Here is a 12,948-nt window from a genome sequence, read left to right on the forward strand (position 1 = left end):
CGGTCTGCTTATCGAGTGCCTACGCATGGCCAGATGCTGCGTTAGCGACTATCCCTGCCTGCAAGGCTGCCTCAAATTCAGCTAACGCCAATGGCCGGCTGTACAAATACCCCTGGAACAGCCGGCAACCTTTGGCTTGCAGGATCGCCTGCTGCTGCTGTAATTCAACGCCTTCGGCAATCACCGTCTGGCCCAGGTTTTTCGCCATATTGATGATGGTTTCTACAATAAAACTATCATAAGTATTGTGCTGGATATCCTTGATGAAGCTTTTATCAATTTTCAGCTCATCCAGCGGCAGCCGTTTCAACACTGATAACGAAGATTGGCCGGTACCGAAGTCATCCAGCGAAAACGTCATGCCCAATGGTTTGAGTGCATGTATTTTCATGATGATTTCTTCCACATTGCGCACCATCAGGCTTTCAGTCAGTTCCAGCCGCACCAGGTGCGGGTCACAACCACTACGCAACACGGTATCTCTTACCATTTGCACAAAATCAGGCTGGTTGAATTGCACTGCGCTTACATTCACTGAAAGTGTCAGCGCATTCATGACCGGTATTTCTGCCCACTGCCTGAGCTGCTGGCAGGCCTGCTCAAGCACCCATTGGCCTATAGGCACGATTTCCCCGGTATCTTCTGCAATCGGGATGAACTGGTCGGGCGCAATCATGCCCAGGCTCGGATGCTGCCAGCGCAATAGTACTTCAGCGCCCACCGCTTTCAGCGCTTCATCGACCTGCACCTGGAAATACAGGCGCAATTGATTACCTTGCAAAGCAAATGCCAGGTCATTTTCCAGCGTGGCACGCATTTCAATCGCCGGATGCAGCGCTTCATCATACATACGGATACAGTTCAGGTTATCCGACTTTTTTGCCTGGTACATGGCGATATCCGCGCGCCGCAATACCTCTTCTTCACTGGAACCATCACCGTGAAACAGGCAGATGCCTATACTGGGCGTGGTGCGGTATCTGCTCTGCTGCAACTGGAAAGGCTCGGTAAATATGGCCATCATTTTTTCGGCCGCTATCTGGGCAGCCTTGTTGGCATCGGTTTTATCAGTGCCAAGCTCATCCAGCACAGCGATAAACTCGTCACCACCCATACGCGCAATGGTGTCTTTTTTGCGCAGGCACTGTTGCAACCGGTTAGCCACCTGCTGTAACAGTTCATCGCCAGCCTGGTGACCCATACTGTCATTCAGTCCCTTGAAATTATTCAGGTCCAGGGATAATACTGCGCCAAACGACTGGCTGCGGTCACACCGTGCAAACGCCTGTTGCAAGCGGTCTGACAACAGCCGGCGGTTAGGTAGTCCGGTCAGGAAATCATAATAGGCCAGCTGGTGGACTTTTTTGTTATCGAGGTTGGAAGTGATGCGTAACGAGATATTCTCACGCAGGCTTTTGGCCAGCGCCTGCCCGGCCACCGTCACGTAAACCACATACACGATGAACAGCACCGCCAACGCGATAGACACTGAAGTGCCATGCGTAAGAAACCGCGGAATCATAAATACCAGGATGCCGCCGGTGAACAGGTTGGTAGTGAGGCTATCTACCGAATAGATAATGATACCGGCACCCGACACCCCAACCAGTGCAAAAATAAGGAAAGCCTGGTTGGCCGGCGCTGCTTCGGGGAACAATAATATACCGGCCAGACCCCAGGCCAGCCCGCAAAAGCCGGTGTTGAAACGGAACCATTGCAACCAGCGTGGGCTATGCGCTGCACGCCGCTGATCCCTGTAATACTTGAAGGTAAGATAGCCACGACTGCCATAAGCACTCAGGAAAATGACAGACCAGGTGACAAGAATGGCGGGATTAATCAGGTGAAATTGCGTGACTAACAGCGCGGCCATGACCACGATGGCAGCCATCAGTGATCTACGGTTATTCGCATACAGCATTTCCACAATTTCTGCGTTTAATGCTGCTGATTCCGCCGCTGTATCCAACTCGCGACCCCCTGAGTGTAGTTATGTATTATTCAACGGTGATTTCGGCTCTACACTTTAATTGATGCCTAGGTATTGATAGCCAGACATTCATGTTTAGATCATGCGCCAAAAAATACTCAAAAACACTATTCCGGGGGAGTTTTGAGAAAGATTAAATCAAAATTGGTTTAAATAAGACACGCCAGGGCCTGTTAACGCTATTTCAATTGTCAATGTGGCAATCTGGCATGCGTGCTATCAAGGCGTGAAAAGTGGAGTTTGGTTATATTCCCAGCAGCGGCAACTGACATAGTATTAACAGGCCCAGTTAGCGATGCAACCAGTTTCTCATTAATTTTGCATAACGGGGCATCACGACATAGACCATCAGCATGACCACTACACCGGTGATCACCAGTGTATGTAACAGGTAAATTTGCGGAAAACCGACTTTATCCATGAGCGGTATCATCCCTAGGGAGACCAAACTTACCAGCGGAAAAATGGCTGACCAGGTCATTAAAAATTGCTTCCAGCGCACGGGTACTAACGCTTTGGCCGCTTCCGGCACGAACAGGAAATCCAGGCCGCTTTTAATCTGGTAACTGTCTTTGGCGCTCAATATGTGTTCAATTTTGGCAATCAGTTGTTGCCTGTCGGGTGATGCCATCCATTGCTGCAGGTTGTGTTCACTGTCATAACGGATAATCACCGAATAAGTATCCGAGTAGCCAGCAATCGGGCGTATCAAATGCCAGTCCAGCGCGCCTTGCGAAGCACGGCAGGCAGGGCCGATCTCTTCCAGCCATTGTTCATAAGCTGCCTGCTGCGCTTCACTGACGCGATGGGTAATGATGGCACTGGCACCATGTTGCATGCTGATGGAATCTTGCTGGCTCATGTTTGAGGTCCTTTCTTATATTTTAAAGCTAGCGCTTTGAGCGCCATTATCAGGGCGCTTCTTTAAACTGTGTTTTTAATTCTGCTACCGCCACCTCTATAAAGGCGCGTAATTTTGGTGGCATAAAACGTTGCTGCGGATAAACAAGGTGTACCGCATCCGCACGCCCCAGCCAGCCAGGCAATACCCGTACCAGTTGCTGACTACGCTGTGCAGGCTGGCAGATGAAAGTAGGTAACAAAGCTACGCCCTGCCCGTTTTCGGCCATTGCCTTGATCACGCCAATACTGTTCACCAGGGTGCGGCCGCTCATGGGTACGCTTATTTGACTATGTTCATTGCTGAGTAACCATTGCTCGCGGCCCATAGGCGTAAATTGCAGGCAAGTGTGCGCATGCAAATGTGGCGGTGCTTCCAGTGCCGGCGCCTGCTGCAAATATTGCGGGCTGGCGAATAAAGCCCATTGAATAGACCCCAATGATTTTGCAATCAGACTGGAATCACGTAATTCGCCGGTGCGGATCGCCACATCCACGCCTTCTGCGATCAGGTCTATGTAGCGGTCGGTTAATAACATCTCCACCACCAAGTCGGGAAATTCAGTTTGCACACGCTTCACCAGCCCCGCCAGTAAAGCATCGCCCAGATCGGCAGGTGCGGTGACTTTCAAAATGCCTTGTGGTTGTAGCCGGGCAGCATCGAGTGCAGCTTCAGCTTCCAGCAAATATCCCAAACCAATAGATGCCTGCTCAAAATAAAGCGTCCCTGCTTCGGTCAGATGCAATCGTCTGGTGGTGCGTTGCAGCAAGGTAACGCCCAGCCTTTTCTCAAGCCGTGCTACGCGTGTACTGATAGTGGAGGTCGGCAACGCCAGCTGACGGGCAGCCGCACTGAAACTTCCCGCCTGTACCACTTTGACGAATACGGCGGCCTCGTTGAAATCCATGATTGTTCAATTAAATGAAAAGTAATTTCACATTTAACCATCTAGTGCACTAAAAGTCATGTGTTTATAGTGTGAACCATCGCAACACGACATGAAAACACAAGGAGCGCATCATGAAAAAACTGGCTTTTATCAAACGCAGCAATGGCAATCACTGGGTAGGTGATGGCTTTCCTGTACAGAGCATTTTTTCCTACAGGGATATCGCGGAAGAAATGTCCCCATTCCTGCTGATGGATTACGCAGGTCCTGCCCGCTTCGAGCCGACCGAACAGCGTCGTGGTGTAGGACAACACCCTCACCGTGGCTTTGAAACGGTGACCATCGTTTACGACGGCCAGGTTTCACACCATGACTCGACCAATGCCGGCGGCACCATCGGTCCTGGCGAAGTGCAGTGGATGACCGCTGGTAAAGGCATCATTCATGAGGAATATCACGGCGATGACTATGCGAAAAATGGCGGTCCGTTTGAAATGATCCAGTTATGGGTGAACTTGCCTGCCAAAGACAAACTGACACAGCCAGGTTACCAGGGCATTACCAAAGCGGATATCCCGGAAGTGGCATTACCGGATGAAGCAGGCCTGGTACGGGTGATTGCCGGTGAATATGCCGGACAAGCCGGCCCGGCCAAAACCTTCAGCACCATGAATGTATGGGATGTACGTTTGAATGCTGGTACCCGCACTGTATTCAATTTGCCAGAAGGCCATACCACTGCCATTTTCGTACTTAAAGGCGCAGTGAAAACCGGCAGTGTGCATACCATCCGTCCTTCAGAACTGGCCGTAATGCAACGCGAAGGGTCCGAACTGGTATTGCAGGCACAACAGGACACCGTGTTGCTGTTGTTGAATGGTGAACCATTGAATGAACCAGTCGTTGGCCATGGCCCGTTTGTGATGAACACATGGGAAGAGATAGACCAGGCCATTAATGACTACAACCTGGGCCGTTTTGCGACTGCTTAACACCCTTAACCAAGCTTTTTAACTGACGTTTCACACTAAAACTATATTTTTGAGAGGATTTATCATGAGCAACAACAAACCTTACGTACGCCTGGACCGTGACAATGCTGTGGTACTGCTGGTTGACCATCAGGCCGGCTTGTTATCGCTGGTACGCGATATCGAGCCGGACCGTTTCAAGAACAACGTGCTGGCGCTGGCGGATGCAGCCAAGTTTTTTAACTTGCCGACCATACTCACCACCAGCTTCGAAACCGGCCCCAATGGCCCGTTAATGCCGGAGTTAAAAGCCTTGTTTCCTGATGCACCCTACATCGCCCGCCCCGGCCAGATCAATGCCTGGGATAACGAAGATTTCGTCAAGGCGATCAAAGCCACCGGCAAGAAGCAGCTGATCATCGCTGGGGTGGTGACCGAAGTATGCGTGGCTTTCCCGGCATTATCGGCCATTGAAGAAGGCTTTGAAGTGTTTGTCGTCGGCGATGCCTCCGGCACCTTTAACGAGCTGACTCGCGATGCAGCGTGGCGCCGCATGGAAGCCGCCGGTGCGCAGATGATGACCTGGTTTGGCGTGGCCTGCGAACTGCATCGCGACTGGCGCAACGATATTGAGGGCCTGGGTGCATTATGCGCCAACCATATCCCTGATTACCGCAACCTGATGACTGCCTACAATAGCTTGCAAGCCAAATAACAGCTACTGAAACAAAAGGCCCTCTTCCGGGTCTTTTGTATTAACGGGTATTTTGTATTAAATAGTGTCGTAGCTAAATATATTGATATAAAGAAATTCCTACAAAACAATAAGAAAAATCCTTATTAAAAATTTACAATTTAAAGCGTAACCTGCAATTGTCGCGTTTGAAATGAATTTTGAATTCACTTTCACAACCAGACACACGGCAGCCTTAGCGGCTGCCGTTTGCACTCACCTGAATTTGTTTAAGGAGTATTCAAATGCCCAGTGGATCAAACCCCAAGCGTGAACGTGAATACCTGGCCTTAAAGACCGAATTCAAAAAAGATCACCGATACCCGGGCCGTGAAGAAGAAGTTGCCGCCAGGATTGTGAACAAGCAAAGAAAACGTGCTGGCGAAACTAAAGCGTCTTAAGCATTGAAAATGTATGAGGTCAGAAGTGCGTATTTTTACAGGGACACTTACAAACTGAGCCCCTGAACTACGGCATCAATATTTTCAGTCCTTCGATGAATGGCTTTTATGTTTTATCTAAAATGTAAATAACAAGTGGGTTTGTCAATAACACACTTGGGTATGGGAAGTGGGGGTGTATATGCAACCGGCCGTGGACAAAAGAATTTCGCCTCTCGAATATCATCCGGGCTATGAAGTGCTTGATGAGCAGGTCATGGCTGATGAAGTACGGGAAGAGAGCAAAACCAGGCGCAAGGAAAATCTGCAGCAGACCCTGCGTAAAATTTCAGAAACAACAAACCGTCACTCCGCTTATTCCACGCGTAGCGTACATGCCAAAAGTCATGGGCTGATTTATGCCGAGTTGGAGATTTACGACAATCTGCCCGGACATCTGGCACAAGGGATGTTTGCAACGCCAAAAAAATTGCCTATGGTCATGCGTTTTTCTACCGTACCTGGCGATATCCTCAATGACAAGCTATGTACTCCGCGTAGCCTGGCAATCAAGATCCTGGGCGTTGAAGGCGAAAGACTGACCGGCAGTGAAGAAGCCTGCACACAAAATTTTTTATTCGTGAACGGTTCCAGCTTTTTGTCTTCCAGCGTGCAGCAATTTTTGTCCAACCTGAAGCTACTCGCCAACACCGATAACACACCAGAGTTCAAGCGGTTTCTCGACCAGATATTGCAGGCTACGTCCAAGCTGATCGCATCACTCAGCGGCGGCCGTGAAAGACTGCTGAATAACGAAGGACAGCCGGAAACCAATATTCTAGGGGAAACCTACTTTAGCCAGGACCCTATCCTGTACGGTAACTACATGGCCAAAGTTGCGCTGGTGCCGATTGCACCTTCACTGATCGCCTTAACCAATAAGCCTATAGATGTCAGCTTTGCTTCGGATAGCCTGAAAAAATCGGTGGTCGATTTTTTTATAACGCACACAGCCGAATGGGAGTTGCGCGTACAGCTGTGCACCGATATCAACAAAATGCCGATAGAAGATTCCTCGGTGATCTGGTCAGAAGATGCGTCGCCCTATTTGCCGGTAGCAAAAATCACCGCTAAACCGCAAATCGCCTGGAGCCCTTATCGTTCGCAAGTGGTTGATAACGGCATGATGTTTTCGCCCTGGCATGGCATAAAATCGCACCGGCCTTTGGGATCAGTCATGCGATTGCGCAAGATCACTTATGAAATGTCCAAACATGCCAACGCGATGTCGAATGGAAAAGGCATTCCTGAACCTACGGATCTAGATGATTTATGCTGACTCACTTATCAAGATGAATTGTGCGGATCAGCAAAAAAACGGCAACCAGGGTTGCCGTTTTTTTATCTATTTTTGGTTGAAAGCTATTACCGGCTTCCCTAATCTTTGGTCAGTTTATGCCAACGCCTATCTGGCCAGATTGCGGTAGCGGGTACGATATGCCAGCAGATCTGGAATATAAGTCGCAATGACCATCAGTGCAGCCAGGGTCAGGAACAACCACTTCACTGAATAACTGGTCACAAATTTTGCTGCCGGTGTTTGCGATTGCACAAACTCATAAAACGCAGCCTGATCCACACCTTCAATATATTGGCCTTTGATATCTGACGCCAGTTCTTTCAAATGCTCTACATCCTGGCTGGATAAATAACGGTCAAACTCGGCATAAGCCACCGGCGGGTCCGGGTCGTCTTTACTGGCGTCATTGTAATTGACACCGCCACCCGCGCTTTCAGCAGCGGCATCTGTTCCCCAGTAACCGATAAACTTGTTATTGGCATTAAAGCGCTTGATGGGTGAAGGCTGAGTGCCGCCGACGCCAACAAAAATCACATTCTTGCCTATGCGCACATCACTGATATCCAGCTTGTTAATACCATTGGCTTTCGGGGCTTCATCGCCATCGGTAAAAAACAGCATTTGCGCCGGGATATTCAGGTAATCGAACGTGGCTTCCGCCGCTTTCACGCCAAACGTCATACGGCTGTTACCACTCCAGGCCATGCGCCATTCCAGGTGATTAATGCTATCGGTGATGATATCGAAGTTAGCGCATACTTCCAGTGGCATAAATAACAGGGCGACATTTTCAGCAGCAAATACCCCAACACTGACATAGGTGCCGCAAGGCGAAGTCTTCACCACCTGTTTCATCAGATGCTGGGTATAGGCTAACCGTGTCGCTGGCTTATCACCGATTTTCATATCTTCAGCATTCATACTCTGCGAGATATCGGCCAGCAGCAGATAGTTATGCACTTCCTGCTTGAGCTGGATTTCGGGCTTTACCAACGCTAATACCAGGAAAACTGCCGCACCTAGCAAAAAGACAGTTTCGTAGTTTTCTTTCAGGCGGTTATACAGTCGCTTCATGGTAAACCCTGTGGCAAATTGCTGATTTCCAGGCCGGAAGGATCCTGCGGCACGGTTTTAATATGTTTGGGAATCACACCGTGCAATAAACTCAAATTGAATTTGGCTGCCTGATTGGCCGGATTTAATCTGAGCGCCTGCTCGTAGGAAGCGCGCGCCTGCAGGTAATCGAACTTGGCCTGTTCCTGGAGTGAGCCATCGGCTTCTACCAGTCGTTGCAAGCCTGAACGGAACAGGTGGTTAGCGATATTGAATTGAATCTGCGATTTCAGGTTCTGGTCAGGCTCGAAAACATGCTCATCCTGTTTTTTTGGTGCTTCCAGCAGCTGGCCGAAATTCTGGCTGGCATGCTTGAAGTTGCCGGTTTTACCTTGCTGGTAGGCATCGGCAAATTTGCGGTGGAATGGAAACTGGTCCCCTTCCAGCACTTCGCCCGCTTGCAGAATGCTATTGACCGCGGCAATGTTACTGACCTGGAAACCTTCGTACACACTGCCGACCAAGCCGACTGCCAGCAATAAACCTAACACCTGGTTTTTGCGCGTTATATGGTTTTTCATTCATACACCCTCAAATTTTTAATGCCCAGGATCAACAACACCAACACCAGCGCACTGATCACAAAGATTTTGGAATAATCAAAACCGGCGATGGTTTCGTTATATTTAATGACCTTTTTTTCACGTGAATCGATGTCATTGATCGCCGATTGCAAGGTTTCCGGATTGTCGGCTTCATAAGCCTTGTATTTCAGCCCCAGTGACTGGAAGTATTTATGCAGCACGATAGAGTTGGGCGTGCGGCCTTCATCGTATTCTTCTTTAGAGAAAATACTGGCCTCACCCGGTTCGCGCAGCATGATCCAGTAGATACTCAACTTGCGGCTTTTCAGGCGTTCACTCAGCAGAAACTTGACCCGTGGGCTCAGCTTGCCCGCACCATCGGACAGCAGGATCACTGCGCGCGAGCCGGAACTCTGGATATTGTCGAACAGGCCGACCGCTTCCGTTAGCCCGGCACCGATATTGGTCTGGTTTAAAGACGGACTGGTCGCCGCCACGATCGCGGCATGGATTGCGTCACGGTTGGTGGTGATCTTGATGCCGTAAAGTGCCGAGTTGGTGAAGCCGACCACGCCCATCATGTCGTTCGGACGGGAATCGATAAACTGGGTAATGATTCGGCGCGCGGTGGCGGATTTGATTTCCGCCACATGCCCGGAAGAGTCACCGGCAAACGGATGATCCATGCTCACGCTGCGGTCTATCACCATCACCGTTTGCGCGCCCTTGCCTACCTTAGGCACCTGCTCATCCGAGCCTCTCGGAGACGCCAGCGCAATGACGATGCTCAGCAACAGCAATGACATGATAGCTTTGACTGCCAGGTTGAGCCGGTCAGAAAACAGGTCTTCGGGCACGATATCCAGCCAGCTGTAATGCTGGCCCTGATGGCCTTTCAACCAGAATGGCAGCAACGCAACCGGCAACAGCACAAATGCCCACGGATGCAGAATAATCATGCCACGCCCCGCTCGCAGTCACGCAGCTGCTTGCTGAGTTGCACCAGTTGCGCAATCACCTGGCGGCTGTCACGGGGTTTTACGTCATACAGGGATTGATTGGACGCTTCAAAAAATTGCGTGATCTCGCTTTGCATGCCCTTAAAGCCCGGGCGCAAACTCACAAACTCCTCGATATCGCGCGCAAAAATGTTCGCGCCGTAATGCTGGTTAAAGGCCTGGTGCAGATACACAAGTGCTTTTTTCTCTTCCACCGCCGTTTTTGGTTTGGATGATTTTGCCAGGCGCTTGAGCTGGCGATGTGCACGGGCAAACGCGCCGCCCATAAACGGTAACCAGTGACCATCGGCATTGATATATAGCAGCGCCGCCAGGCTGGCAATGAATAAGGTCAGGAACAGCCCTAAGCGTTGCTGATCGGCATTGCTATTAATAAGTGGCGTTTTAAATTCCGGCAGGAGGTTTTTCCTGGTCGTCGCACTGCCGCCGGTGACCAGCGGCGAAAACCAGAAGCCCCAGGCAGGCACTTCAACAGTGGCTGCATTCGCACCGGTGAATACGATTTTTTCAGCGGGTAACTGCATCACACTCGGGTAAGTGCTGACAGCAAATACCTGGTAGCTGAGTTGCAGGGTGTATTGAGTGTGGTCGGATTGCGGCCTGGTTTGTAACGCCACATCGACCAACTCAATGCCGTCATGCTTGCTGCCTTTTTTGGGCAGGGCATTGTCGGCCAGTGCATACGCTGTTGGCGCATCTACCACCACCGTCCTGCTCAACACATCGCCTATGTGCACGCCATTGCTGGATGGCGGATTAGTTACGGTTAACACTGGTGCCGACTTATTCGCAGGTGATGCTGCATCCTCCGCCATCGCGGCATTGGCCGTGAATAATACGCTGGCGACCAGCACCAGGCGTTGCAGCGCCTTGCGGCTGGTCATGTTTGATCTCTGTTTTAGCATAGTTGTATATTCGCTTATTTAACGGGTTGTCACTCTGTGCTTGTTCACGCTGTAATCACATGGCTTGTTCAAAATAATGCGTCAACAGCTCTGGCCGGTAGTCACCGTGCATGAACAGCGCCGGGCTATCAAAGCGCAAAAACAAAGCTTCCAATGCATGCCTGCGTGCATTAAACGCATCCAGGAATTTGGCCTTCACTTCGCTACGGAAAAACAGGGTGCGGTTGAGTCCGGTTTCCAGGTCTATCATGGTGCCAAAACCGAACTTGGGCAGCTTTTTGTATTCCTCATCGTCCCACAGCACGATAGGGATCACTTTATGTGCCGACATCGCCAGCAAGGTTTTTTCGATCACGTTCAATGGCATATGGAAATCTGAAATCCAGAACACCAGCGCACGCGTCTGGCCGAGAAAGTTAGGCACATCCGTCACGCCCTCCACCCCTATGCGCAAATGCTGGTAATCCTGCAGCAAGGCAATGGCGGCTTTGCTCTGGTGCAAATTGCGGCTTAACGGCAAGGTAAAGTCTTCGATCACCTGCTGGTTGTAACCGATAAAACCGAACAGGTCACCCGCGTGAGAAGCCGAATTGGCCACCGCCGTGGCGATTTCAATTGCGATATCCAGCTTGCGCATGCGCCCGCGAAACTGCATGGAACTGGACAGGTCGCACACGGCATAAATCGGCGTGGTGCTGTCCTGGTTGAACTGCCGTACCTGCACCTGCTCAAACGGGTCGCGTATGGTCTGGCGTATATCCATGCGCCTGGCATCCGGGTAATCGACCAGGTTGACGGTGCCGCGGTAATCCGAACCCAGGCCGCGCTGCGTACCGGCATGGTCACCCAGCTGTATGCTGTCGGATTTCCAGCCGATCACATACTCGAATGGCCGCGCATAGCTGTCATCCTCGTGCAGCTCAGACGGCTGCTTGTCAGCCTTTTTAATGAATGAACGTATCATTGGCTGGCTTAAGCTGCTTTACTGAATGTCAGGCTAGGCACCGCAAGCGTGCGGATGATATTGGTGGTCAGCTCACGTGCCAGTGCCGTCCTGCGGTTTTCATAGGCCGCGTTGAACACCAGTCGGTGCGAGATCACTTCGTGGAACACGGCATGGATATCTTCCGGGTACAAACTGTCACGGCCATTCAGCCAGGCATTCACACGCGCCGCTTTCATCAGCATGCCCATGCCACGCGGGCTGGCGCCGGTCTGGATCACACGGCCGACATCCACGCTGTCCATGGTCACGCCAAATTTCTCCGGATGCTGTGTCGCATCCCACAGATCCATGGTGTACTCTTCCAGCACGTCGCTGGATTTAATGTGGTCTTGCAGCTGCTCAGAAAATGCATTCAACTGGTCGAATTTGAGGATGTCGCTCTCCACCTGCTGCGTCAGTTTCTCGGCATGCTGGAACTTGGTATTGAATACCAGTGACTTTTTCAGCTCGCGGTCAGACGGAATCTCGATCGGGATCTCCATCATAAAGCGGTCACGCGCGGCAGACGGGATTTCAAACGTCTCGTTCTTTTCCACCTGGTTACGGTCGGCAAACACGATCATGTGCGGCATGCGGTATTCTTTTTTGAACGCGCTGATATGGCGCTCGGCCATTACACGTAACATCAGCGCATGCACTTGCGGCCGGGCACGGTTGATCTCGTTAAAGAAAAACACCGACAAGTTTTCACCTGCACGCAACAACGGGCCTTCATCGATCTGCGGCCTGCCATCCGGGCCGAGGAAGGTGTGGTAAATCAGGTCATTCGGCATCAAGTCCACCGTGCCTTCGATCCGCTCGTAAGCGCCACCGATACCGCGCGCAATTGATTGCAGCAGGGTGGTCTTACCGACACCGACGCCGCCATCCAGCAACACATGCCCGCGTGCAAAAATCGCAATGTTCATCAAACGAATGGCTTTGCTCTGTCCTACGATCACCTGGTTGACCTGCTTTTCCAGGTTCAGTGCATGGTTACGCCAATCTGCCAATTGAATATCTAATGAAGCGGACATGAATCTTTCCTTTAATAGAATGTTTCAAAAATGTAACAGAATGTAACTAGTCCACAATCCTCCAGTTTTGAGAACTTTGCTGGTCCAGTTGATTATGCGATATAGTGAAGGTTACATAGTCCAGATTGACGATAAATAAAA

13 protein-coding genes are annotated in these 12,948 nt (G+C 50.7%); 4 read left to right on the forward strand and 9 right to left on the reverse strand.

From position 1 onward, the window contains the following. Positions 1 to 19: 19 nt before the first annotated feature. From ACFQ2T_RS09155 to ACFQ2T_RS09165, 3 genes are all read right to left on the reverse strand, one after another. Positions 20 to 1,969: a putative bifunctional diguanylate cyclase/phosphodiesterase gene (locus tag ACFQ2T_RS09155; protein ID WP_379033423.1), complete on the reverse strand. Its 1,950-nt coding sequence runs from the start codon at positions 1,967 to 1,969 to the stop codon at positions 20 to 22. Between the two features lie 310 nt (positions 1,970 to 2,279). After that, entirely contained in the window at positions 2,280 to 2,852 is a 573-nt protein-coding gene (locus ACFQ2T_RS09160; RefSeq protein WP_379033426.1) for an antibiotic biosynthesis monooxygenase, read from the reverse strand. A gap of 49 nt (positions 2,853 to 2,901) precedes the next feature. Continuing rightward, the gene (locus ACFQ2T_RS09165; RefSeq protein ID WP_379033429.1) at positions 2,902 to 3,798 is read right to left on the reverse strand and encodes a LysR family transcriptional regulator; all 897 of its coding nucleotides are present in this window, start codon (positions 3,796 to 3,798) and stop codon (positions 2,902 to 2,904) included. A gap of 113 nt (positions 3,799 to 3,911) precedes the next feature. Between ACFQ2T_RS09165 and ACFQ2T_RS09170 the strand changes: the two genes are divergently transcribed. From ACFQ2T_RS09170 to ACFQ2T_RS09185, 4 genes are all read left to right on the forward strand, one after another. Next, the gene (locus ACFQ2T_RS09170) at positions 3,912 to 4,772 is read left to right on the forward strand and encodes a pirin family protein (protein WP_379033431.1); all 861 of its coding nucleotides are present in this window, start codon (positions 3,912 to 3,914) and stop codon (positions 4,770 to 4,772) included. A gap of 64 nt (positions 4,773 to 4,836) precedes the next feature. Further along, the gene (gene ycaC, locus ACFQ2T_RS09175) at positions 4,837 to 5,466 is read left to right on the forward strand and encodes an isochorismate family cysteine hydrolase YcaC (RefSeq protein ID WP_379033434.1); all 630 of its coding nucleotides are present in this window, start codon (positions 4,837 to 4,839) and stop codon (positions 5,464 to 5,466) included. A 263-nt stretch (positions 5,467 to 5,729) separates the two neighbouring features. After that, a complete protein-coding gene (locus ACFQ2T_RS09180) occupies positions 5,730 to 5,885 on the forward strand; it encodes a hypothetical protein (protein ID WP_379033437.1) in 156 nt (51 codons plus the stop codon). A gap of 181 nt (positions 5,886 to 6,066) precedes the next feature. After that, the gene (locus tag ACFQ2T_RS09185; protein WP_379033440.1) at positions 6,067 to 7,203 is read left to right on the forward strand and encodes a catalase family protein; all 1,137 of its coding nucleotides are present in this window, start codon (positions 6,067 to 6,069) and stop codon (positions 7,201 to 7,203) included. 126 nt (positions 7,204 to 7,329) lie between these two features. On the opposite strand, the gene ACFQ2T_RS09190 is transcribed toward ACFQ2T_RS09185, so the two are convergent. From ACFQ2T_RS09190 to ACFQ2T_RS09215, 6 genes are all read right to left on the reverse strand, one after another. Next, the gene (locus tag ACFQ2T_RS09190; RefSeq protein ID WP_379033443.1) at positions 7,330 to 8,298 is read right to left on the reverse strand and encodes a vWA domain-containing protein; all 969 of its coding nucleotides are present in this window, start codon (positions 8,296 to 8,298) and stop codon (positions 7,330 to 7,332) included. Then, positions 8,295 to 8,858, reverse strand: a complete 564-nt coding sequence (locus ACFQ2T_RS09195; protein WP_379033446.1) for a hypothetical protein — start codon at positions 8,856 to 8,858, stop codon at positions 8,295 to 8,297. The genes ACFQ2T_RS09190 and ACFQ2T_RS09195 overlap by 4 nt, the downstream gene beginning before the upstream one ends. Further along, complete coding sequence (locus tag ACFQ2T_RS09200; RefSeq protein ID WP_379033448.1) at positions 8,855 to 9,820, reverse strand: vWA domain-containing protein; 966 nt, start codon at positions 9,818 to 9,820, stop codon at positions 8,855 to 8,857. The genes ACFQ2T_RS09195 and ACFQ2T_RS09200 overlap by 4 nt, the downstream gene beginning before the upstream one ends. Beyond that, positions 9,817 to 10,764 (reverse strand): hypothetical protein, encoded by a 948-nt coding sequence (locus ACFQ2T_RS09205; protein ID WP_379033451.1) that lies wholly within the window; start codon positions 10,762 to 10,764, stop codon positions 9,817 to 9,819. The genes ACFQ2T_RS09200 and ACFQ2T_RS09205 overlap by 4 nt, the downstream gene beginning before the upstream one ends. A 76-nt stretch (positions 10,765 to 10,840) precedes the next feature. Then, the gene (locus ACFQ2T_RS09210; protein ID WP_379033453.1) at positions 10,841 to 11,749 is read right to left on the reverse strand and encodes a DUF58 domain-containing protein; all 909 of its coding nucleotides are present in this window, start codon (positions 11,747 to 11,749) and stop codon (positions 10,841 to 10,843) included. Positions 11,750 to 11,757: 8 nt separating this feature from the next. Then, the gene (locus ACFQ2T_RS09215) at positions 11,758 to 12,807 is read right to left on the reverse strand and encodes an AAA family ATPase (protein WP_379033456.1); all 1,050 of its coding nucleotides are present in this window, start codon (positions 12,805 to 12,807) and stop codon (positions 11,758 to 11,760) included. Between the last annotated feature and the right edge of the window lie 141 nt (positions 12,808 to 12,948).

This window comes from Methylophilus flavus (assembly GCF_042678905.1).
Lineage (GTDB): Bacteria > Pseudomonadota > Gammaproteobacteria > Burkholderiales > Methylophilaceae > Methylophilus > Methylophilus flavus.

Excerpts from the sequence above, each read along its gene's own strand:
- ACFQ2T_RS09160 (WP_379033426.1), bottom strand. The coding sequence starts at position 2,852 with ATGAGCCAGCAAGATTCCATCAGCATGCAACATGGTGCCAGTGCCATC.
- ACFQ2T_RS09165 (WP_379033429.1), bottom strand. The coding sequence starts at position 3,798 with ATGGATTTCAACGAGGCCGCCGTATTCGTCAAAGTGGTACAGGCGGGA.
- ACFQ2T_RS09170 (WP_379033431.1), top strand. The coding sequence starts at position 3,912 with ATGAAAAAACTGGCTTTTATCAAACGCAGCAATGGCAATCACTGGGTA.
- ycaC (WP_379033434.1), top strand. The coding sequence starts at position 4,837 with ATGAGCAACAACAAACCTTACGTACGCCTGGACCGTGACAATGCTGTG.
- ACFQ2T_RS09180 (WP_379033437.1), top strand. The coding sequence starts at position 5,730 with ATGCCCAGTGGATCAAACCCCAAGCGTGAACGTGAATACCTGGCCTTA.
- ACFQ2T_RS09185 (WP_379033440.1), top strand. The coding sequence starts at position 6,067 with ATGCAACCGGCCGTGGACAAAAGAATTTCGCCTCTCGAATATCATCCG.
- ACFQ2T_RS09190 (WP_379033443.1), bottom strand. The coding sequence starts at position 8,298 with ATGAAGCGACTGTATAACCGCCTGAAAGAAAACTACGAAACTGTCTTT.
- ACFQ2T_RS09195 (WP_379033446.1), bottom strand. The coding sequence starts at position 8,858 with ATGAAAAACCATATAACGCGCAAAAACCAGGTGTTAGGTTTATTGCTG.
- ACFQ2T_RS09200 (WP_379033448.1), bottom strand. The coding sequence starts at position 9,820 with ATGATTATTCTGCATCCGTGGGCATTTGTGCTGTTGCCGGTTGCGTTG.
- ACFQ2T_RS09205 (WP_379033451.1), bottom strand. The coding sequence starts at position 10,764 with ATGACCAGCCGCAAGGCGCTGCAACGCCTGGTGCTGGTCGCCAGCGTA.
- ACFQ2T_RS09210 (WP_379033453.1), bottom strand. The coding sequence starts at position 11,749 with ATGATACGTTCATTCATTAAAAAGGCTGACAAGCAGCCGTCTGAGCTG.
- ACFQ2T_RS09215 (WP_379033456.1), bottom strand. The coding sequence starts at position 12,807 with ATGTCCGCTTCATTAGATATTCAATTGGCAGATTGGCGTAACCATGCA.